This window comes from Campylobacter sp. CFSAN093229, assembly GCF_011068225.1.
GTDB lineage: Bacteria > Campylobacterota > Campylobacteria > Campylobacterales > Campylobacteraceae > Campylobacter_D > Campylobacter_D jejuni.
In genome coordinates, this window is record NZ_JAAMXB010000012.1 from 94,367 (window position 1) to 117,264 (window position 22,898).

Annotated in this window: 20 protein-coding genes and 2 tRNA genes; 8 read left to right on the top strand and 14 right to left on the bottom strand. The window is 31.0% G+C overall.

The annotated features are described in order from the left end of the window. Nucleotides 1–20: 20 nt before the first annotated feature. From tatB to queA, 3 genes are read left to right on the top strand one after another with little or no spacing between them, the layout of a single operon-like run. Nucleotides 21–428: a Sec-independent protein translocase protein TatB gene (gene tatB / locus FBE93_RS06890; RefSeq protein WP_002933507.1), complete on the top strand. Its 408-nt coding sequence runs from the start codon at nt 21–23 to the stop codon at nt 426–428. Beyond that, the gene (tatC, locus tag FBE93_RS06895) at nt 429–1,166 is read left to right on the top strand and encodes a twin-arginine translocase subunit TatC (RefSeq protein ID WP_002856930.1); all 738 of its coding nucleotides are present in this window, start codon (nt 429–431) and stop codon (nt 1,164–1,166) included. Next, a complete protein-coding gene (queA, locus tag FBE93_RS06900) occupies nt 1,159–2,187 on the top strand; it encodes a tRNA preQ1(34) S-adenosylmethionine ribosyltransferase-isomerase QueA (RefSeq protein ID WP_165434309.1) in 1,029 nt (342 codons plus the stop codon). The genes tatC and queA overlap by 8 nt, the downstream gene beginning before the upstream one ends. Here queA and lpxD read toward each other — a convergent pair. The 5 genes from lpxD to FBE93_RS06925 are packed head-to-tail and all read right to left on the bottom strand — an operon-like array spanning nt 2,176 to nt 6,791. Beyond that, complete coding sequence (gene lpxD / locus FBE93_RS06905) at nt 2,176–3,141, bottom strand: UDP-3-O-(3-hydroxymyristoyl)glucosamine N-acyltransferase (RefSeq protein ID WP_002852180.1); 966 nt, start codon at nt 3,139–3,141, stop codon at nt 2,176–2,178. The genes queA and lpxD overlap by 12 nt on opposite strands. Continuing rightward, entirely contained in the window at nt 3,138–3,602 is a 465-nt protein-coding gene (ilvN, locus tag FBE93_RS06910) for an acetolactate synthase small subunit (protein WP_002852211.1), read from the bottom strand. The genes lpxD and ilvN overlap by 4 nt, the downstream gene beginning before the upstream one ends. Continuing rightward, a complete protein-coding gene (locus FBE93_RS06915) occupies nt 3,599–5,299 on the bottom strand; it encodes an acetolactate synthase large subunit (RefSeq protein WP_165434310.1) in 1,701 nt (566 codons plus the stop codon). Before FBE93_RS06915 ends, ilvN begins: the two co-directional genes overlap by 4 nt. 17 nt (nt 5,300–5,316) lie before the next feature. Then, the gene (locus tag FBE93_RS06920; RefSeq protein WP_002933497.1) at nt 5,317–5,760 is read right to left on the bottom strand and encodes a GatB/YqeY domain-containing protein; all 444 of its coding nucleotides are present in this window, start codon (nt 5,758–5,760) and stop codon (nt 5,317–5,319) included. 11 nt (nt 5,761–5,771) lie between these two features. Continuing rightward, nucleotides 5,772–6,791 carry a bifunctional 3,4-dihydroxy-2-butanone 4-phosphate synthase/GTP cyclohydrolase II gene (locus FBE93_RS06925; protein ID WP_002933496.1) on the bottom strand — a complete coding sequence of 340 codons (1,020 nt, stop codon included), beginning with the start codon at nt 6,789–6,791 and terminating at the stop codon, nt 5,772–5,774. Between the two features lie 92 nt (nt 6,792–6,883). Between FBE93_RS06925 and FBE93_RS06930 the strand changes: the two genes are divergently transcribed. Together FBE93_RS06930 and FBE93_RS06935 are read left to right on the top strand one after the other, a co-directional pair. Then, a tRNA-Gln gene (locus tag FBE93_RS06930) sits at nt 6,884–6,958 on the top strand. 34 nt (nt 6,959–6,992) lie between these two features. After that, nucleotides 6,993–7,068: transfer RNA gene (locus tag FBE93_RS06935), tRNA-Met, on the top strand. Nucleotides 7,069–7,294: 226 nt separating this feature from the next. Here FBE93_RS06935 and FBE93_RS06940 read toward each other — a convergent pair. Both FBE93_RS06940 and FBE93_RS06945 read right to left on the bottom strand, forming a co-directional pair. Then, nucleotides 7,295–10,378, bottom strand: coding sequence for a hypothetical protein (locus FBE93_RS06940; protein ID WP_165434323.1), 3,084 nt, complete (start codon nt 10,376–10,378; stop codon nt 7,295–7,297). 277 nt (nt 10,379–10,655) lie between these two features. After that, nucleotides 10,656–12,032, bottom strand: a complete 1,377-nt coding sequence (locus tag FBE93_RS06945; protein ID WP_002933494.1) for a replicative DNA helicase — start codon at nt 12,030–12,032, stop codon at nt 10,656–10,658. Between the two features lie 133 nt (nt 12,033–12,165). On the opposite strand from FBE93_RS06945, the gene FBE93_RS06950 reads away from it, so the two are divergent. Continuing rightward, nucleotides 12,166–13,095, top strand: a complete 930-nt coding sequence (locus FBE93_RS06950) for a DUF2860 family protein (RefSeq protein WP_165434311.1) — start codon at nt 12,166–12,168, stop codon at nt 13,093–13,095. Between the two features lie 38 nt (nt 13,096–13,133). Here FBE93_RS06950 and FBE93_RS06955 read toward each other — a convergent pair whose 3' ends face one another. Together FBE93_RS06955 and FBE93_RS06960 are read right to left on the bottom strand one after the other, a co-directional pair. Further along, nucleotides 13,134–14,462, bottom strand: a complete 1,329-nt coding sequence (locus FBE93_RS06955; protein ID WP_002933492.1) for an MATE family efflux transporter — start codon at nt 14,460–14,462, stop codon at nt 13,134–13,136. A 206-nt stretch (nt 14,463–14,668) separates the two neighbouring features. Next, complete coding sequence (locus FBE93_RS06960) at nt 14,669–15,604, bottom strand: NAD(P)-binding domain-containing protein (RefSeq protein ID WP_002933485.1); 936 nt, start codon at nt 15,602–15,604, stop codon at nt 14,669–14,671. A 70-nt stretch (nt 15,605–15,674) separates the two neighbouring features. On the opposite strand from FBE93_RS06960, the gene FBE93_RS06965 reads away from it, so the two are divergent. Both FBE93_RS06965 and FBE93_RS06970 read left to right on the top strand, forming a co-directional pair. Further along, the gene (locus tag FBE93_RS06965) at nt 15,675–16,907 is read left to right on the top strand and encodes a glutamate-5-semialdehyde dehydrogenase (RefSeq protein ID WP_165434312.1); all 1,233 of its coding nucleotides are present in this window, start codon (nt 15,675–15,677) and stop codon (nt 16,905–16,907) included. After that, a complete protein-coding gene (locus FBE93_RS06970; RefSeq protein ID WP_052785385.1) occupies nt 16,904–17,989 on the top strand; it encodes an FUSC family protein in 1,086 nt (361 codons plus the stop codon). Before FBE93_RS06965 ends, FBE93_RS06970 begins: the two co-directional genes overlap by 4 nt. Here FBE93_RS06970 and FBE93_RS06975 read toward each other — a convergent pair. From FBE93_RS06975 to FBE93_RS06995, 5 genes are all read right to left on the bottom strand, one after another. Beyond that, nucleotides 17,986–18,783, bottom strand: a complete 798-nt coding sequence (locus tag FBE93_RS06975; protein WP_002933481.1) for an amidohydrolase — start codon at nt 18,781–18,783, stop codon at nt 17,986–17,988. The genes FBE93_RS06970 and FBE93_RS06975 overlap by 4 nt on opposite strands. A 10-nt stretch (nt 18,784–18,793) precedes the next feature. Then, nucleotides 18,794–20,086, bottom strand: a complete 1,293-nt coding sequence (locus FBE93_RS06980) for an SLC13 family permease (RefSeq protein WP_165434313.1) — start codon at nt 20,084–20,086, stop codon at nt 18,794–18,796. A gap of 118 nt (nt 20,087–20,204) precedes the next feature. Then, complete coding sequence (locus FBE93_RS06985) at nt 20,205–21,209, bottom strand: DUF2891 domain-containing protein (protein ID WP_002933478.1); 1,005 nt, start codon at nt 21,207–21,209, stop codon at nt 20,205–20,207. A gap of 9 nt (nt 21,210–21,218) precedes the next feature. Continuing rightward, nucleotides 21,219–22,172 carry a DUF979 domain-containing protein gene (locus tag FBE93_RS06990; protein WP_002933476.1) on the bottom strand — a complete coding sequence of 318 codons (954 nt, stop codon included), beginning with the start codon at nt 22,170–22,172 and terminating at the stop codon, nt 21,219–21,221. After that, nucleotides 22,159–22,851: a DUF969 domain-containing protein gene (locus tag FBE93_RS06995; RefSeq protein ID WP_002933474.1), complete on the bottom strand. Its 693-nt coding sequence runs from the start codon at nt 22,849–22,851 to the stop codon at nt 22,159–22,161. The genes FBE93_RS06990 and FBE93_RS06995 overlap by 14 nt, the downstream gene beginning before the upstream one ends. Between the last annotated feature and the right edge of the window lie 47 nt (nt 22,852–22,898).

Sequence of the window (22,898 nt, forward strand, 5' to 3'; positions counted from 1 at the left end):
AAATCAAAGAGTAACGATTAATGAGTTTTGGTGAAATTATAGTTATTTTAGTTGTAGCGATTTTAGTCTTAGGGCCTGATAAACTTCCAGAAGCTATAGTACAAATAGCAAAAATTCTAAAGGCTGTAAAACGCAACATAGATGATGCAAAATCAAGCATAGAAAAAGAAATACGCATCAATGACTTAAAAGAAGAGGCTAAGAAATACAAAGATGAATTTTCAAGCACTAATGAAAATATACGCAAAAAACTCAGTTTTGAAGAATTTGATGACCTTAAAAGAGATATTTTAGATAAAACAAAGGTAGATTTAACCTTTGATAGCAGAGATGATAACGTAAAAAATAACCTTAGCGGACAAAATTTAAATACAGAAGAAAAACCAAATCTTAGCAAATTAGAAACACAAGATAAAACGGAAAAATAAATGTTTGAAGAATTAAGACCTCATTTAATAGAACTTAGAAAACGCCTTTTTATAAGCGTTGCTTGCATTGTAGTTATGTTTATTGTATGTTTTGCTCTACGAAGCTATATCTTAGATATTTTAAAAGCTCCACTTATAGCTGTTTTACCCGAAGTAGCCAAACATGTGAATGTAATTGAAGTACAAGAAGCCTTATTTACCGCAATGAAGGTTAGTTTTTTTGCAGCCTTTATCTTTTCTCTACCTGTGATTTTTTGGCAATTTTGGAAATTTGTAGCTCCAGGACTTTATGATAATGAAAAACGCCTTGTGGTGCCTTTTGTTAGCTTTGCAAGCATTATGTTTGCCTTGGGGGCTTGTTTTTGCTATTTTGTTGTAGTGCCTTTGGCTTTTAAATTTTTGATTAATTTTGGTTTAAATGAAGATTTTAATCCTGTGATTACCATAGGAACTTATGTAGATTTTTTTACGAAAGTTGTTGTGGCTTTTGGCTTAGCTTTTGAAATGCCTGTAATTGCCTTTTTCTTTGCTAAAATCGGACTTATAGATGATAGTTTTTTAAAACGCCATTTTCGCATAGCTGTTTTAGTTATTTTTGTTTTTTCAGCCTTTATGACTCCACCTGATGTTTTATCTCAATTTTTAATGGCAGGACCACTTTGCGGACTTTATGGACTTTCTATTTTAATTGTTCAAAAGGTAAATCCTGCCCCAAAAGATAAAGAAAGTGATGAATAAAGACTTACTTCTTTCAAGCTATGATTACACTCTAGCTAATGAACTCATAGCCAACTATCCTGCAAATCCAAAAGAAGATGCTAGGCTTTTGGTTTTTGATCGCAAAAACAAAGAAATTTTTCACACTACTTTTAAAAATTTAAAAGACTTTTTACCCGACTGCGCGATTTTTTTCAATGATACCAAAGTTATTAAAGCAAGAATTTATGGCAATAAAGCAAGTGGAGGAAAAATAGAGCTTTTCTTACATCAACCTTTTTTAAATTCTCACAATCCGCTTTTTCTAGCTCAAATTAAAGGGCGGGTTAAAAAAGATGAAATCTTATATTTTAAAGAGAATTTAAAAGCGCGCGTTGTAGAACTTTTAGATGATGGTCTTCGAAAGGTTCAATTTTTTCAAAATGATAAAACCTTAGACACCTCAAATCTTTACAACCTGCTTGACAAGATAGGACATATACCCTTGCCTCCTTATATTAAAAGGGAAGATGAAAAAAGCGATTTGAAAGATTATCAAAGTATCTTTGCAAAAAATTTAGGCGCAGTGGCTGCTCCGACTGCAAGTTTACATTTTAGTGAGACTATGCTTGAAAATTTAAGAAAAAAACACGAAATTTATCATTTAACCTTACATGTAGGAGCTGGAACCTTTAAAAGCGTGGAATGTGAAAATATACAAGAGCATAAAATGCATAGTGAATTTTTTAATATTCCGCAGCAAGCATGTGAAATTATAGATTCTAAACAAGCTATTTTAGGCGTAGGAACAACGGTAACAAGAACCATAGAATATTATGCAAGAACTAAAACAAAAAGCGGTTTTTGTGATCTTTTTTTACACCCGCAAAATCCACCTATAAGACAAAATCATCTTTTAACCAATTTTCATTTACCAAAATCTACTCTTATCATGCTAGTTTCAGCTTTTATCGGTAGAGAACAGTGTTTAAAACTTTATGAACTCGCCATAAAAGAAAAATATCGCTTTTACTCTTATGGCGATGCGATGCTAATCTTGTGATTTTTCTTTAAAATTTATTGCTATTTTAGCTTGAAGTTTTAGCCAATCTTTTTGAAGCATGATAGGAAAACCTCCATAAACACGCCCGCCTTCTAAATTTTTACTCACACCGCCTCTTGCAGCTATAGTACTAAAATCGCCTATTTTTAAATGTCCACTCGTTGCACTTTGACCACCCATAATAACATTGCGTCCTAACTCACTTGAACCTGAAATTCCAGTTTGCGCCACAATGATGCAATTTTGACCTATATTGCAATTATGTCCGATTTGAACTAGATTGTCTACCTTAGTACCTGCTTTGATAATAGTACTATCAAAAACTGCTCTATCTATAGTTGTACAAGCCCCCACTTCTACAAAATCTTCTAAAACCACGTTGCCATTATGATAAATTTTATAATGTTCGCCGTTTTTATTGTGTGCATAACCAAAACCGTCGCTTCCTATTACACAATTAGCAAGCAGATGACATTTTTTACCGATTTTAGTGTCATTATAAATAACTACATTAGGATGGATAATACTCTCATCACCAATGCTGACATTATCGCCTATATAAGCTCCTGCCATAATGATTACATTTTCACCGATATTTACATTATCGCCTATATAGACATTAGGCATGATTCTTGCGCTTTTTGCGATATTTTGTACTTTTTCTTTAGCTGTGCTTATCAAAGGTTTAGCAAAAAGCTTGCTTAAAAAAGCAAAACTCAAATGTGGGCTTTGAGTAATCAAAGCTTTAGTATCTTTAGGTACTAAATTTTCATATTCTTTAGATACTAAAATAGCAGCAGCTCCTGTGTGAGGTATATCTTTGGTATTTTTCTCACCATCACAATAAGTAAGCTCTGTAAAATTTGCTTTCAATAAAGAATTTAAAGCACTGATTTCTATATCCTCGCCTTTATATTCCAAGCTTAAAAATTCTGCTATTTCACTTAATTTCATTTAATCTCCATCAAAACAGATCCACTGCGAACTATATCACTAGGATTGTATTTTTTAATTGTTTTTAAAAAATTATCAATGCGATTTGCATCATCAGCAACCATTAAAAACAAAAAATTCTCATTGCTATTTGCAATAGTACCATTATAAGCTTTCAAAACGGCATCAAGTCCACCTAAATTTTCATTTAAAGGAATTTTCACCAAAGCCATTTCTTTGTCAATAAATTCTTCACTTTCTATCACTTTATAAGTAGGAATGAGCTTATGAAGTTGTTTGACTATCTGCTCAAAAGTTCTTTCATTTCCTGAAGTGACTATATTAATACGAGAAAATTCTTTATTTTCCAAAGGTGCTACTGTAAGCGAGTCAATATTATAACCTCTTCCTGAAAAAAGTCCTACTATACGAGATAAAACCCCATGCTCATTTAAAACAATTACCGATAAAACCCTTCTCATTGTCTATCCTTTGCCTTTGGTAAAATCATATTATAAATCGCACCTCCTGCAGGCACCATAGGTAAAACATCTTCAAAGCGATCAATTTTTACATTTAAAAGAGAGGTTTTATCACTTTTTAAAGCTTGGCTAAAAGCTTGGATAAATTCTTCTTTGTTTGAAATTTCATAACCTTCACAGCCAAAACCTTGAGCAATTTTGACAAAATCAGGCTGAGTGCTTAAATCAGTTTGCGAAAAATGCTCCTTATAAAACATACTTTGCCATTGTCTCACCATACCCAAAAAGGCATTATTTAAAATAATATTTATAGTTTTTATACCATACTCATAAGCAGTCATAAGCTCTTGGATATTCATCAAAACCGATCCATCGCCTACGAAATTAATCACCACTTCTTCACCCACAGCAAGTTTTGCACCCAAAGCCGCAGGTAAAGAATATCCCATAGTTCCTTGCCCTCCACTTGTTGCAAGTTGTCTTGGATAATTAAAAGGATAAAACTGCGCCACCCACATTTGATGCTGACCCACATCAGTAATAATCCTTGCATCTGGAGCCATTTTCGCACATTCTTCAATCACCCATTGCGGTTTTAAAATCTCATTGCTATCTTCATAAGAAAGCGGATAAAGTTCATTATAACGCTTTAAAGTTTCGTGCCATTCTTTAAAAGTTGTGTTGAAATTTTCCTTTTTAAGCTCTTCTAAAAGCTCTTTAAGAACTTCTTTAATATCTCCTACTATAGGATAATGCGCATTGATAATCTTTGAAATAGAACTAGGATCAATATCAACATGAACTATAGTCGCATGTTTAGCAAATTCACTTGTTTTTCCTGTAATCCTATCATCAAATCTCGCTCCTACACTCACAAGCAAATCACACTCACTTAAAGCCATATTAGCAGCATAGCTTCCATGCATGCCTGCCATTTTAAGATTAAAAACATCATCACTTCTTAAAGTTCCAAGCGCCATCAAGGTTTCAACTGCTGGAATTTTTGTAAATTTTACAAGCTCTCTGATTTGCTCACTTGCATTAGAACTGATACATCCTCCACCCAAGTAAAATAAAGGTCTTTTTGCTTCTTTTAAAAGCTCTACAAATTTTTTAATTTGCTTTGAGTTACCCTTATAAACGGGCTTATAAGTTTTCATAGAAATTTCTTTAGGATATTCCCAAAGTCCCAAAGTTGCACTTACATCTTTTGGTACATCTATATGCACAGGCCCGGGTCTACCACTTCTTGCTATGTAAAAAGCCTCTTTTAAAATGCGTGGAAACTCTTCTATGCAAGTAACTAAATAATTATGCTTTACACAAGGTCTTGAAATGCCTACTGCATCAATTTCTTGAAAAGCATCTGTACCAATAAGAGAATTTGCCACCTGCCCTGAAATCAACACCAAAGGAATGGAATCGCTATAAGCTGTAGCTAGGCCTGTAATAGTATTTGTAAAACCTGGTCCACTTGTAACTATGGCTACGCCAACTTCTCCACTCATTCTTGCATAAGCATCAGCAGCATGCAAAGCCGCTTGTTCATGACGCACTAAAATATGTTTAAAGTACTTTTGATTGTAAATTTCATCATAAATATTAAGTGCAGCGCCTCCAGGATAACCAAAAACAATTTTAACATTTTCTTCTTTTAAAGCCTCGCAAATCATTGCTGAACCGCTTAACTCTTTCATAATAACACTCCAAAAAATTATTGTAAAAGCTCTTTAAGTGCTAAATTAAGTCTTTTGCCATCAACACTCGCACCTAATTTTATTTTAGCTTCTTTCATTACCAAACCTTGTTCTTTTAGTGAACTTACACCCAATTCTTCTATAAATTGTTTTAAGGCTAAAGTTAACTCCTCATCACTTAGTTGTTTAGGCAGATAAATTTCAAAAAGACTTATTTCATTTTGTTCTTTTTGTGCTAAATCTTCACGATTTGCCTTAAGATAAAGTTCGATTGCGTCTTTGCGTTTTTTGATTTCACTTGCAATGATTTTATAAATTCTTTCATTATCTAATTCTATTCTTTCATCCACTTCTATTTGCTTAAAAGCTGCATTTAGAGTTCTTAGACTATCTCTTTTAAAATCATCTTTTTGTTTCATTGCCTCTTTGATATCGTTTAAAATTTGTTCTTTTAAAGTCATTTTTTTCCTTTTTAGTTAAAATTACAAGCTTTAAGGTTTAAACCAAAACCTTCTAAGCCTATATAGTCTTTATCACAACTTTGAGATAAAAGTTTAATTTCTTCTATATCAAAATATCTTAAAATCTGTGCTCCTATACCATAGTTTTTGTATTGAGTAGTACTGGATTTTTCTCCTTGCATGAAAACTATAACGCCACCATTTTCACTAAGAAATTTGATTTGCTCTAAAAGTTTTGAAAATTTATCTGAAGTTAAAAGCTCAAAATCACTACCACTGATATGAAATTTAACATTTTCACATTTTTTAATATCTTTAAAGCAAAAAGCTATGTGTTGGGTTTGATTATGATCGCTAAAGATAAATTTTTCTGCTTTAAAGCCTGCTAAAACACTTTGACTTTTTTCTTCAAGCTTAATAAGGCTTTCATGTTTTAGGCGATATTCTATAAGATCGCTTACGGCTATCATGTTTAGATCATATTTTTGGCAAAAAATTTCTAGATCTTCTCTTCTTGCCATATCTCCATTATCTTTTACAATTTCACAAATCACACAAGCGCCTTTTAATCCTGCTAATTTACAAAGATCAACCGTGCCTTCTGTATGACCTGTGCGTTCTAAAACCCCACCTTTTTTTGCGATTAAAGGATTGATATGCCCTGGTCTTACAAAATCACTCGCTTTAGCATTATCGTCAGCAAAAATTTGTATAGTCATATTTCTTTCATAAGCACTAACTCCCGTTGTAGCATCTTTTGCATCCACAGTTATAGTAAAAGCAGTTTCGTGGTTTGAAGTATTTTTAGGCACCATTAAAGGAAGTTCAAATTTTTTTGCTAAAGCTTCATCTAAGGCTACACAAACCACACCACGAGCTTCTTTTATCATGAAATTTACTTTTTCTTGAGTGCTAAATTGCGCAGGAAAGATTAAATCGCCTTCATTTTCTCTATCTTCTGCATCTACCATAACAAGCATTTTTCCTGCTTGTAAATCCTTAATCGCTTGTTCTACGCTAACAAATTTCATTTTTATTTCCTTAAAATTTTTAAAATTATAACTTAAATTGCTTGACAAATAAATTAAAATTCACTATAATCACAATTTTAAAAAATATTTATTGGGGTATCGCCAAGCGGTAAGGCAACAGGTTTTGGTCCTGTCATTCAGGGGTTCGAATCCCTTTACCCCATCCACTTCTTATTTTATATTTCAAAGTATCTTATATGCCGCGAAGTAGAGCAGTGGTTAGCTCGTCGGGCTCATAACCCGAAGGTCGGGAGTTCAAATCTCCCCTTCGCAACCAAATGTATTAATCTTCAATTCTCTTCACTTCTTTTTAATTGTCTTAAAGTAATTGTATCGTTATAATCTTCATTGAGTTTTTAAAATACTTTAAAAGAATGATTGCAATCCAAAAAGAGTTTAACAACCTTAAAAACATCCATCCCAATAATTTTAAATTATCAGGATGAAATTTTTAACAAGTAGGAGAGTAAACTAAATTAAACTAAGTATTATCTTTTATAAGATTACCAAAGATAATTAAACTGAGCAAATCCTGTATGGGTATTGCCATCTTTATCAAACATTCCATTATAGTTTAAACTAAAATAGAAAGCTTCATTAACAGGAACGATTAAAGAAGTGCTTACAAATTTTTGAACTCTTGGTAGGTCAATCTTAACACTACCAAATCTAGCTTTAGCTTTTACACTAGGATTGATATTAAGCTTAGCTCCAAGTTCTACTGAAGTTTTTAAATTAGGCAACCAATCTCTAAACCAAGTAAAGCTTGTTTTAGTAGAGAATAGATTTAAATAATTTGCATAGGTTCTTTCACCACCCATAACTGTAGCTTCTTCTTTGGTATTAATCATGCTAAAAGCTTCTGTATAACCTCCTTCATAGGTTAAACCTACTTCAGGGGAGAATATATCTTTATTAGAAATAAAATTCATACCTAAGCCTGCATTAACTCCATAAGCATAAGAATTAGGATTTGCTTTAGCTTCATTATTTCCTATTTTTTTAGTTAAATCATTTTTAATTAAAGCTGTTTTACCTTGAGCTTTGATATAAACTTCTTGCCCTTTTTCTGTAGTAAGTAAGGTATTAAAGTATTTTAAACCTGCATAATAGGTTCTATTATTAATATCAAAATAAGTTGAACTCATCTTTGTATCTTCATAACCTGCATACACACCATATATACCACTGTCTTTTAAAGTAGAATAACCTATAATGGTTCCTTTAGTGTGTCCTTTACTTTCCTCATTTAAAGAAAGTTCAACATTCTGTGAAGAAGTATAAGGAAGGATGAATAAAGAATGTTCTTTATTAGAACCATAGCTTCCATTATTTAAATCACTCTTTATATAATCACTTGCATCTGCATATAAATTACCCTTTTCAGACATAGCGATGCTTTGAGACTTACTTGAAGAAGCCAAAGAAAAGCTTTGCATAGAATTACCCATAACATTGTCTATAAAGGTTGATCTTCTTGTAGTAGTAGAGATTAAAGATCTAAAGGTTGCACCTGATATGGAAGCATTAAGATTAAAATCTGTAGAAAGTTTTCCTGTTAATGGATCATAGCTTAAAGATATTTCTCCACCTCCATTAGTTCCTATATTGCCAATATTGCCTTGATTAACACCTGAGATGATATTATTGATATTGCCTAATTCATCAAGATTAACATTGCTTTGATCTATGGTGATGTTTTCTACTTTTACATTATCTTTACCACTTCCACCTACAACCACAGTGTCTAATTTACCTGTATCTTTATCTGTAGAAACAACCCAATCTTTGATTCCAACACTACCACTACCATTGTTAGTTACTGTATTACCATTTTCATCTTTACCTACTGAGCCTTGGTTGGAAATAACTAAATCAGCATTACCATTATTTGCAATACCTCCACCTATAGTAGCACCTTCTCCATTAGAAATTTCAAGTTTATTATCACTATTGTTAGTGATAGAACCACTTATACCTGTATCAGAAGTAGAAGTGTTAGTGATGGAATCAAGTTTGCTATCTTTATCTACAGTAATTGAACCAGAAATAGCTCCATTACCCTCATTGGTAATGGAATCAATACTACTACCACCACTTACTTGAACACTTCCTGAGATACTTCCATTGCCTTGATTAACAAGACCACCTTCTACCTTAGCTCCACCTTCTATCTTGATATCGCTACCTATAGAAGCACTATCTGCATTGATTATATTTCCTTCAAGTTTAGTGTTTTCCCCACTAACTGTAATACCACCTGTTATACTTCCTGAGCCAACATTAGATATGGCTTGACTTGAAGTGGCTGTTATAGTTGCTCCATCTTTTACGGTTATAGAGCCTTCTATTTTTCCACCAAAATTAAAAATACCAGCATCACTTCCACCCTCTACTCTAGAGCCTTCACCAGATAAAATCATTTCTCCACTTAAAGAAGCTCCACTATCTAATCTTATACCGCTAATATTACCTTTAATAACACCACCATTTTTAAGTTCTATTTTTTGAGTTCGTGAGTGAACATCTAATGAAATTCCATAACTATCACCATAAACTCCACTTACTGTGCCATCTTTTTTTGAGCTTGCTCCATCTATGTATAAATCCCCTAGAGTTTGCCATTGACCTACTCCTATTCCTATGTATTTGCCATGAATTACACCTCCATCTCTTATGGTAAGTGTTCCAAATTTACCCCAAGTTACCATTATACCAGAATAATTTGATTCTATAGTTCCTGTGTTGATAATGTTTTCTATGGAGCCACCATTTTCTAGTTTTATACCAGCATGATTACTATAATTACCATTAGATATTATAGTTCCTGAATTTTCAAGAGTTTGTATATTGCCACCATATACAAATATGCCAGAAGAGCTACCATTGATAGTTCCATTATTATTAAAACTATTTATAGTTCCGCTAGATAAGCTTACACCTTCGCTTCCGCTAATAAAACCATTATTGTTAAAGGTTTGTATATTAGTATTTTTTCCTTCGAAAAACACTCCTTGATTGTTATTAGAAACTGCTATGGTTCCACTATTGTTAAATTTACCAATGTTAAGAGTTCCTGAATTACCACCCCAAACTCCCATATAAATTTGACCATTAACTTGACCTGTATTTTCAAAGGTATTGACAGTGATGGTTCCATTAAAATTGTTATCATGCTCTACATTTACATTGCCATTAATAGTTCCTTTATTAGTAAGATTGGTAAGAGTAAGGGTATTGCTACCATTAGCATGAGCATAGATGATTCTATCGTTATTACCTATACTACCTAGAGTTCCACCTGCTTCAATTATTATGGTATGTGGACCTGAATCAGAAATGTTGATTGTACTAGTCTCTGAGGTGTTTATAGTTGTATTAATTCTAGCTTGAGGAGTATAAACACTTGCTACTGGTCTAGCCTTAAGATTTTTATTTGCTTCATCATAAGTTTTTATTTCAGAATTTAATTTAGCATTAGCACAACTTGCCAAAAAAGAAATAGTAGCTAAAGATAAAACTATCTTTTTAGAATTTAAACAGGGTTCTTTAACCCCCCCCCATGGACACTTTATTTGAAATAATATTTTTACTCAAATATTTTTCTCCTTCCTTATTTAAAATGGTTTATTTTGAAATTAATTTCATATTATTTATTTTTAAATAACAATATAAAATATAAAAATAAAATAGCGGAATAATAAAATATTTAAACTTAAAATATAATTAAATACTAATTATTATAAAACTATATAGTTTGAATTTAAATTTTATTTTATAAAAAAATTGATTTAATGAGAGTAAATTTGATTAAATATTAAAATTATTTGTGAGATATTTTTAATTAATTTATATTAATTAAAGCTAGCCTGTAAATTCAGTAGCTTCATAGCCTATAGGTTTATCTACAAAACAAGATTTTTCTTTTAAAAATATAACCTCTATAGTTCCGACCGGTCCATTTCTATTTTTTCCAACAATAATTTCAGCATTTTCTTGCATAGGATTTGGTATAAAAAGCCTTTGATAAGCTTTGCCTTCAGCTTTAGCTTTATTCTCTCTTTCTTTTTCTTCTTGCTCCCTATAAACCTCATCGCGATATACAAATAAAATAGCATCTGCATCTTGCTCTATAGCTCCACTTTCTCGCAAATCACTCATCAAAGGACGCTTATTTGCTCTTTGCTCTAAACCACGATTAAGTTGTGAAAGTGCGATAATCGGCATATCAAGCTCCCTAGCCAAAAGCTTAAGTCCTCTTGAAATTTCACTCACTTGCAAATGCCTATCATTAAAATTTGAATTACTCATCATAAGTCCTATATAGTCAATCACACAAAGTCCTATACTTTCATCTTGGGATTTTAAACGCCTTAAAATAGCCCTTACATCAGCAATAGTTGCATAACCACTATCGTAAATATATAATTTCTTTTGACTATAATCATTACAAGCATCTCCTAAACGCTCCCATTCGTCATCGTTTAAATCTGCAGTTAAAATTTTTTGCAAAGGAATGGAAGTTTTGGAAGATAGCATTCTTTGCATGATTTGAATTGCAGGCATTTCAAGAGAAAACAAAGCCACGCCTTTATTTTGTCTTAAAACCTTATCAATGAAATTTAAACAAAGAGTTGTCTTTCCCATACCTGGGCGTGCAGCGATTATTATAAGTTCACCCCCTTTAAAACCTTTTGTCATTTTATTTAAACCTTCAAAACCTGTATCAAGTCCTATAATACCTTTATTTTCTAAAGTTTTTTGCTTTTTAAATTCTTCAAAAAGTTCTGATATTACCATATCAACATCTTTAATATCTCTAGAATTCACACGATTTGTAATGCTAAAAATTTCTTTACCAATTTCATCTGCGATTTCACTTACGGCACGATCTTCATTGATACGAGTTGGTAAAAGATGTGCAAAACTCAAAAGTTGTCTTTTTACGGACTTTTCACGAAGTTCATTTACATAAGCAGGCAAATCTATCATAGAAGGAGTAGCAAGAATTTCTGCTAAAATCTCTTCATCTATTTTTTTATGTTTTTTTAAAAAACTTATAGAAATAGGCTCTTTGTTGTTGCTGCAAGCTATAATTGCTTTAAAAATATCTTCATGAGCTTTAAGACTAAAATCTTTTGGGCTAATATCGCCTGCTATACTAGCGTAAGCTTCTTCACTCATGATACAACTGCTTAAAATAGCTCGTTCTAAATCCAAGTCATAATACTCTTGTTGCACTAAATTTCCTTATAAATAGTTTTAAAAATTTTATCTAAAAAAACTTAAAATTATAAACTTTAATTTTTTATAAATATTTAAAGTAATATTAGTTACAATTATCATCATAACATTTATTTTATTAGGAGAACGCTTGAAAAAACATTTATTTTCATGTATTTTAGCTTCCATTTTAGCCCAGTCAGCTATGGCTGTGGATTTTCAAGAAGGTTTTAGTGGAAATTTAAGCATAGGTGTAGGTGCAAGAGATATTAAAAGTAATATTTCAACTTTAGCAGATAGTGATTACTTAGGTGGTTATAATGCTGATAATTCGGACTCTTCTTTTATTCCTTTTATCGGTGTAGAACTTTACTATGGCAACCTTATAGACAATGATAGAGTTTTTATCAAAAACTATAATGGAAGAGATATCAGCGGTATAGCTTTAGGTTACGAAAAAGCTTATTTAGAGCGTTTTAGCACTTCTTTTTCTGTAATCTCTTCTTTAAGAGAAAAAGCTTATGCAAATCCTTATCAAACAGGCAATAGAGAAGAAACTGATGTTGATAGATATGGTTTTAAAATCTCTCAACTTTACGAAAGTGATTTAGGAAAATTTACAGCTTCATATTTATTTAGCAAAAACAAATATGATAAAGACGCAGTTGAGTACAGCTCTTTAAAAAGAGAGGGGTATTATCACGAGTTTGAATTAAATTACAATTACAGTTTGTTAAATTTAGGACTAAGTTATGATTATAATGATGCAGATGGAAAAGCTCAAAGTTACTCAAGATATGGTTTAAGCATGGGAGCAAATTTAGCTTTTGCTAATGACTATATCTTCACCCCAAATTTAAGTCTTAGCAAATATGAAGCAGTAGGAACAGATCCTATCTTCTACAAAAAACAAGACGGTAATATAGTTAAGCTTAATCTAAAAGTTGTTAAAAATCAATTTTTGGGCTATAATGGACTTTATGGTTTTGCAAATTATGGTATAGAAAAAAGAAATAGCGATATAGGATTTTATGATGAAACTTATCAAGTTGTTTTAACTGGAATAGGATATAAATTCTAAAAAAGCTCCTTTGATAAAATTTAAAAAAGATCTATCCACTATAAAGATAGATCTTTAAAAATCCTTTTAAGAAAAATCCAAGCTAAAATCAAAACACAAAATTCAGCAAAAAATGGACTTAACCATACTCCATTTAAACCTATAAAATAGGATAAAAGCAAAAGAAAAAATAAAGGCATGAATAAATTTTGCGTTAAACTTAAAACCAAAGAAAAGCTTGCCTTATTAAAAGCTGTCAAAAAAGAACCGCTTAGAATATTAAACCATGCAAAAAGATAATTAAAAGCAAAAAGCATCAAAGCTGTATAAGCAAAAGTTTTAAATTCTTGATCATTTTCTTTTGCAAAAAGTGTTATCAAATTTTCTCCAAATATCAATATAAACACTATAGAAAATAAAGATAAAATTCCCCCTGCAAAAAATACCACTTTTATAATGGCTTTAATCCTTAAAAAATCTTTTTTAGCATAATTATAACTAAGCGCAGGTTGCATCGCATCCCCCATAGCAATAATAAGCATTATAATAAAACTATCAATATATAAAATAATAGAAAAAGCTGCCACGGCTTGAGTGGTAGAAATTTTTAATAAAACAAAATTTGCAAAAATACTATATAAAGAACCCGAAACATTGCCAAAAAACTCACTACTTCCATTATAAAGAATATTTTTAAAAATTCTCAAATTTATATATAAACTTGAGAATTTAAGCTCTAAATTTTGAAATAAAAAAGGAATAATTCCAAAAATACCACTTAAAACAATTCCTAAACAAGTTGCAAGGGCTACCGAAAACAAGCCCCAACCAAATACAACTATAAAAAGATAATCAAATACAATATTACTTAAAGCTATGATTATATTCATAATCATACTATAGGTTGTTTTTCCACAAATTCTTAAATAATTGTCCAAGGCAAAAGAAAGCATGGTAAAAGGTGCAAATAAAGCAAAAACAAACATACATTTTTTAGCCATAGTTTTAATCTCATCACTAACATTTAGACAATCAATCAAAACAGGTCCTAAAAAATACTCCAAAATTCCAATAAAACAAGAGATTAGAAAAATAATCAATATACTAGAACTAAATATCTTTCTAGCTAAATTCTTCTTGCCCAAACCCAAATGCATAGAAATTTGCACTGCTGAACCTATAGCTATCATATCAGCCAAAGCAAAAGACATCATAATAAAGGGAATAATCAAGGCTAGTGCTGCTAAAGCATCACTTCCTAGATATTTTCCAACAAAAATTCCATCAACTATATAATAAAAAGAAATAAAAGCCATGCTTATAACATTTGGCACGGCGCATTTTATAAAAAGCCTAAAAGGGCTTAAAGTGCTAAAAATATTTGACATATAAATCCTTTAAAAATATTAAAATAAAATATTTTTAAAGACGCTAGTATAGTGCTTGAAGTCCTAAAATATAGAAATTTAGACGATAAGTTCTTATTGTTGTTTTTGTATTGATTTTATTTTGCATTTTCATAGATTTAAATTAAAATAATAAGAATTATAAAATTTACTTATTAATAAGTCAAATTTAGCCCAAAGGCTAAATTTTAAAGCACGGAAAGAATTTTTACAGCGTCATTTAACCCTGTAACTATACTTGCTCCATTTTTAGTAGCAATATCTCCCGCTACAAAGATACCTTTAACATTGCTTTGTTTATTTTCATCCATTAAAGGCACACCTTTATCATCAACATTAATCCCGCATTTTTGTAAAAAATCAAGTGGAGTAGAACCACCAATAGCATAAATGATTCTATCATAAATATCGCTTGTACCATCGGTAAAATTTACCTTAGCCTTGCCACTATCATCTTCTACTTCATTAATGTCGATTCCTAGTTTTAACTCTACTTCACCCGAATTTCCAGCTTCGTGAATATCTTTAAGATTGATATCATTTAATCTTGTAAATTCTTTTTTACGATAACAAAGGCTAACTTGATTTGAATTAGCCAAATCCACAGCGTATTCTGCTGCTGAATTTCCGCCACCTACAACAAGAATTTTTTCATTTCCCAAAACTGAATTGGCATTAAAATTAATGATTTTTGTTAAAGTCATAGGAAGTTTGTAATCAGGCTTATTAGGTTTGCCCATTCTACCTATAGCAACGATAATGTTTTTACACTCATAAACACCTTTAGCTGTGCTTACTAAAAAAACTCCATTTTCATTTTTAACACTCTCAACTTCAGAGCCAAATTCAATTTCTATATTGTGCTCTTTCAATGCGTTTTGAAAAGTTTCTATAGTGCTTTCTTTGGTGCCATCTTCAAAAGGAACATGTCCATGATTAGTTCCTTCGCATCCCTTATAAGCTTTATCTACTCTCTTGCCATCTTTATAAAATTGCATTAAAGTTTGGCAAATGTTATTTGATTTTTCCAGTATCAAAACTTCTTTGTTTTTAAGCTTGGCTTCAACCGCACAGCCTATGCCTGTTGGACCTGCACCTACTATAATTAAATCTATTTTTTTCATTTATATTTACCTTTCAATTCTGATTTTTTTTGTATAATTTATCAAGTTTTTTGTAAATAAAGGATTAAAAATGCGAAATTTGCTTGAAAATATTAAGAAAAATTCTCAAAAACTACTTAACTTAACACCCAAAGATAAAGAAAAAATTATTTTAAAATTAGCTCAAAATTTAAGAGAAAATTTCAAAATTATCCTAGAAGCAAATGAAAAAGATATAGCAAATTTCACAAAAAGTGAAGCAATAAAAGATAGGCTTTTGTTAGATGAAAAACGCATTTTAACTCTTTGTGAAGGCCTAGAAAAAATCGCTTGCATCGAGGATCCTATAGGCAAAATTTCTAAAGCTTGGAAAAATTATGCGGGTTTGAGCATACAAAAAATAAGCATTCCTTTAGGACTTATTTGTGTTATTTACGAAGCAAGGCCTAGTCTTAGTGCTGAAATTGCAGCTTTAATGATAAAAAGTTCTAATGCTTGTGTATTTAAAGGTGGAAGTGAAGCAAAATTTACAAACAAAGCTATATTTACTCTTGTTAGCAAAGCACTTAAGGAATTTAGTTTGCAAGATTGTTTTGCCATGCTTACTAAAAGAGACGAGATCAAACAAATTCTAACTTTTGATGATTTAATCAATGTGATCATACCTCGCGGTAGTTCAAATATGATACAAGAAATTGCAAACAATACTAAAATTCCTCTCATTAAGCAAAATAAGGGCTTGTGTCATGCTTTTGTAGATCAAAGTGCTAACTTAGATATGGCTTTAAAAATAATCCTTAATGCAAAGTGTCAAAGAGTAAGTGTTTGCAATGCTTTAGAAACGCTTTTAATCCATGAAAAAATTGCTAAAAATTTTATAAGTCTTTTAATCCCTGAATTTAAAAAATTTAAGGTAAAAATTCACGCTCATGAAAATGCTTTGGCTTATTTTAACAACTCAAATTTAGAAGTTTTTAAAGCAAATGAAAATACCTTTGATACAGAATGGCTTGATTTTGCTTTAAGTGTAAAATTAGTAAAAGATTGCGATGAAGCTATAGAGCATATCAACAAACACAGCTCCTTGCATTCTGAAAGCATTATCTCAAATGATGCTTCAAATATCGCTAAATTTCAACGCCTTATAAACTCATCTTGTATTTATGCTAATGCTTCAACGCGTTTTAGTGATGGAGGAGAATTTGGCTTTGGTGGAGAAGTTGGAATTTCAACTAACAAATTGCATGCTAGAGGTCCTATGGGGGTTGAAGATATTTGCACTTATAAATATATAATCAATGGGGAAGGACAAATTCGAGAGTGAATAAATTAGAAATACTAAAGCAACACTTTAAAGAAATTGCTAAACTAAATTCAAGCGAACAAGTTTGGCAAATGCCTTTTTTTGCAGCTTTGGGTGTGGGTATAGTTTTAGGGTTTAGTGTATTTTTTGGAAAATTAAACTATGGGCTCATTGCCATGATAGGAGCTTTATCTTTTTTATATGTTCCAAACACTCCTTTATATCATAGAATGGCTGTTGTGATGTGCTGTTCTTTTGGCATAGTTTCTAGTTTTTTCTTAGGAATTTTAACTCATTTTTTGCCTTCAGTTTTTGCCTTCATCCCTATAGGACTTGTGGCCATGGGAAGTTCTGTTTTAATTAGATATTATAACATTGGCGCACCTGGATATTTCTTCTTTGTATTTTCTTGTGTTTTAGGAGCTTATTCTCCTTTTGAAGCTAAGGATTTTATTTTTTTAGTGGGTCTTGTTTTTCTTGGAGCAATGGTGGCTAATTTAATGGCTTTGTTATATTCTATCGTTGTGATTTATGGATTTAAAAATGCTTTACCTGGCGAAATTCCACCTAGAGAATACATAGGTTTTGATGCAGTTTTTGTGGATTCTTTGATTATGGGTTCTTTTGTGGCTTTTTCTATATTTTTAGGAACTTTTTTAGAACTTGAAAGAAGTTATTGGATAGCCATTTCTTGCACAGCTATTATGCAAGGTGTAACTTTAAACTCTATATGGATTAAACAAATTCAACGTATCATAGGAACGGCCTTAGGAGTATGTTTTGCATGGTGGCTTTTATCTAAACAATTTCACAATATAGAGCTTGTTTTACTTATGATGTCTTTGTTTTTTATAGGACAATTTTTAGTCAATCGAAACTATGCTTTAGCTATGATTTTCTTTACTCCTTATGCTACTTATCTTTCAGAAGCAGCTAATTTTATGAGTGAAAATGCAGATACATTGATACTCGCTCGTTTGATTGATGTCGTAATAGGAAGCATTTTAGGACTTTTAGGTGGTTTTGTAATTTACAAACCTTATCTAAGAGTACATTTTGAACGCATTGCAAAATACATCTTTAGGATAAAACAAAAAGCTTAAAAGTCAAATAAAGCACAAGCATTATCCCCCAAAATTTGCTCTTGTTCTTTTTTAGATACGACAACTTCATTGAAAGCTACTAGAGCCGATGAAAAATTAACATTTACTTCAAAATTTGTATGCGGCCAATCGCTTCCAAAAACAAAATTGCTAAGTGGAAAATGTTCTTTTAAAATTTCATATATTTTCTTTGCAAATTTTACAGCTTGTTCATTATTAGCATAATCTATTTTTGCCCTATAAAAACCGCTAATTTTAAAAAATATTCTAGAGTTTTTTAAACAAATTAGATCCTCTAAATTTGTTAAGTTTGTATTAGCTCTTGCTAAATGATCGATAACAATATTACAACCATAAGGAATTAAATTTTCAACAATATCAACAAGATTATTGTCTAAATCTCTTTGAATTTCTATTTGCATTTTAAGCTTACTTAAATTTTCAAAAAATTGAGTCCAAACCGTACTTTTAAAATTTGGCAATTCTTTGCCAATTAAATTTAATCTAACTCCACAAGCTTTTCTTTGTTTTAGTTTTTTAAGCTCATCAAATTTAATACCTTCATCAACCACAACTATAGCTTTTATATTTTCATCTTTTTCGATACTCTGAAGCAAAAATTCATTATCAACACCTAAAAAACTTGGCTGAACTAAAACCCCTTTATCAAAATCATAATGATCTAAATTTGCTTTATAATCTTTAAAACTAGCGTCATAATCAGGTTTATATCTTGCATTTGCAACCGTATTTAACTTTTTCAAAAATATATGTGCATGAGTATCAATCTTCACTAAATTATCCTTATAAAATAAAACTCATTATAATAGTGGCTAAAATCGCCGCCATAAATCCTATAGGCACAGCTTTAATAAGCAAATCTTTAAATAATTTTTCCTTATATTTATCAGGACAAGATCCTAAAATTAAACTTCCTCCAGAAGAAAAAGGAGAAATAGCAGAAGCTTGAGCCCCTACAACAATACAAGAAAAAAGCAATACCTCGCTTAACCCACTGCTTGCAGCAATACTTGGAACTATAGGAAAAAGAGCTGGAGTAACCACACCCAAAGTACTTGAAAAAAGCGACATAAAAGCTGCAATAGCACACATTATTAACGGAATAAAAATCACATTGATCTCATTTTCTACAAGATCTGAAAATAATTTTATAGCCCCTGCTTCAACCGCTATGCTAATTAACATCCCTACTCCACAAATCATTATCAAGGTTCCCCAAGGAATTAAAGCAACAACTTGTTTCTCATCGGCCAATTTTAAAAATAAAGCAATGGCAACAAAAATCATGGCTATCATGGCTATATCTATTTTTTTATTAAAATAACTAATTGTCTCATTATGTGGAAAAATAATATTTAGCACAGGAAAGATTAAAACAACAACAATCATCATAAACATGAGAATTAAAGTAGTTTTTTGTTTATAATCAAATGAATCAGGTTTTGAAATAACACTGATTTGCATCTTATTTTTAAAAGCATTAAACACAAAAAAAGATAATACCACAATAGGCAAAATTATAGTAAAAGCAAAAATAATACTAGAATTTACAAAAGCTTCATTTGCTTCAATGCCTGAATTTTCCATCAATCCACGAAAAATAATCCCACTTTGAGAAGTCATAAAATTTGCTCCTCCCAAAGCACCATAGTTTATGGCCATAGCTCCGGCAATTTTACTTAAACCGATTTTATCGCAAAGTAAAAAAGTAAGGGGTGCCATAAAAGCCAAAACCGTATAAAAACCCGCTCCTAAAGCAGCTATAATAGCACTAACCACAAAAATAACAAAAGGAAGTAAATAAGGATGATTAGCAAAACGATACATCAAATGTCCAGCTAATTTTTCAAGAGTTCCATTTACGGTTGCAAAATTATAAAACAATGAAACAGCAAAAATAACAAAAAATATAGAAATAGGCCAAAAAGCTATGATTTTTTTAGGAGCTAAATCCATAAAAAAGGCTCCTATAATATAAGCAAAAATCATAGCAAAAATTCCAACATTATGTCTAGTAATATAGCCCAAAATAATAGCCACTATAATACTAGAGATGATTAAAAAAACCATTGTCATCCTTTGAAATATTATTGGGTTTATAATATCAAAAAATATATTTTTCAAAGCATAAAAACAAAATATAAATTTAAAAAATATCTATTTAGTAACAAATTTACTCATCTTATAAAATTTTTTATAAAATATCCACATCCATAGCAAGCAAAGCAAAGCTTCCTAGCCAATGCGACCCAAGATAATCATCTTCTATATGAGCTATGGCTTTATCAAAATGCTCTGTAGCATTGTTTCTTAAAAGAATTTTTAAATTTTCATCGCAAAAATTTGAAAGTATTTTAAAACACCAAGCACGACTTAAATTTAGCCCATCTAAATGTGCTATTTTACCATCGCTCCTATCACTCACACTCACAGGGGTAAATAAAGTTGCAGGTTCTTTTGTTTCTAAATTTGGCAAATATGCTTTAAAAAATTTTACAAAATCATTTTTAGGTAAAACAGCACTTAAAAGCACCGCTTCCATCAAAACAGGAGATAAAAACTCATCTCCACAAGGCTCTAAAGCTTGCATATTTTTATCATTTAAAAACCACTTTTTAGCACTTTGGATGATGCAATACTCCAATTCTTGATCTTTTTTAAATCTTGCATATTCTAAAGCAAAATACAAAGCAAAAGAGCTATTAAAATGAGTTCCAACTCGTATAGGATAATCCATCTTAGGCAAAAACTCCTTAAATTCTTTAACAAAAAAATCAGCTATACCTTCTAAATTTTTAGCCCAAATTTCAGCTTTGTCATTTTCCTTAGCAAGTAAATTTATCTCCAAAGCCAGTTTTAAAAACCATCCCCATCCATAAGGTCTTTCAAAACCTTTGTGCGCAGGGTTTTGAAGATACTTAAGCTCTCCTTCTGCTTTTTCTTTGGCAAATTGAGAATCTAGGGCTTTGATGATTTCATCCTTTGGAGCAAAATGAGAAAAATCTTTTAAAATTTTCACCAAAAGCCAGTGAGAATGCACACTAGAATGCCAATCATAAGAACCATAAAATATAGGATACATAAGTTTTGGTGGTTTAATATCATTGATATCATTAAAAGAATGTGTAATTTTATTTGGTAATTCTCTAAAAATATTTTCTAGCGCAATAAAGCTAAATTGTTTTATAAATTTTTCCATTGTTTCTCCTTAAAATCTAAAAGCTAAAAAATACATTAAAAAGATATTAGCTACAAGCAAAACAAGTCCTGACATAAACTGGGCTTTAATTACGCCATTTTTATCATCTAAATTTAAAAGTGCTGCAGGAATTATATTAAAATTTGCAGCCATAGGCGTCATTAAAGTTCCGCAAAATCCACTAAGCATTCCAATCGCACCTATAATAGCAGGATTTGCATGCATTTGTATGATTAAAACCGGCAAAGCAATGGCAGCAGTAATCACAGGAAAAGCTGCAAAAGCATTGCCCATTACTATAGTAAAAAACGCCATAGCGATACAATACACAGCTACCGCAATAAAAGCATTATCTAAACTAATATAACTAGATAAAAGTTTAGATACTTGATCACCCATTCCTGTAGAAACAAAAACTACTCCAAGTGTAGCCAAAATTTGCGGTAAAAGTGCCGCCCAACTAATGTGATCCATAGTATGCGCTGCATCTTTAACGGCTCTTTTAGGAGAAGCCTTAAACATAAAACAAGCAACAACTGAAGAAATAATTATACCTATAATCAAAGCCATCAATGTAGCATTTTTATTTTCAAAAAAACTCAAACAAGGAAATAAAAAAGTCCCAATAAGTGTAATCAAAGGAACCATTAAAGCAGGAATAAAAAGTTTATTTTTATAAATATTTGCATGTTTTATCTCGTATTCTTTTTCTTCTTTGCTAACTTCAATCTTTGCTGGTTTTAATAAATTAAACCCTGCTATAAGTGCTAGTAAAATCACTATACAACCCATCACAAAATGAGGCAAAACTCCTGCTAGTAAAAAAGTAAAACTATAACTTATCCAAAATACCCCGCCGCTTATTCTTGATTTTATATCTTTAGCTTGATTAGAAAAACTTAAAATTCCAAAAATTAAAAATAAAATTCCTACAATATAATAAAGCAAATCAAGACTTATCATCACTCAACCCTTTATAAGTTTTTTCTAATCTTTTATCAAATAAATAAAGTCTAGAACAATGGATAATTAAAGCCAAAATTCCAGTTGGTATAGCCCAAACTGATAAATGCAATGGCTCAACAATAATACCATTGCTCTCATAAAAAGCTTTAATAAATAAAATAGAATGCACGGCTATAAAAATATCCTCTCCAAAAAATACAGCAACATTATCCGTTCCTGCAGAAAAAGCTTTGATTTTTTGACTATCTTTATGTGTTAAGTTTTTAAATTTAAGCTTAGCTGCAGCTTCTGCCATAGGGGCTATTAAAGGTCTTATCATCTGCGCATGTCCACCTAAAGATAAAAGCCCTAAAGCTGCAGTAACTTGTCTAAAAATAAAATAACACATTAAAATTCGTCCCGTACTGGCAACTTTTATTTTGGATATTAAATTTTTAGCCTGCTCTCTTAAGCCTTTGCGTTCCAAAACAGCAAGCAAAGGTAAAATAAGCCAAATTATAGCAACATAGCGATTATCTACAAAAGATTTTCCTATATCACTAACAACCTTAACAAAATCAAAACCTGAAACAATTCCAGCATAAATTCCAACTGAAGTTACCACTAAAAAAGGATTAATCTTTAAAGCAAAACCTAAAACAATCAAAGGTATAGAAGCAAGAAGTAACCATTCCATCAACCATCTCCACAATATAAATTAGAAATATTATAGAAATTTTAAAT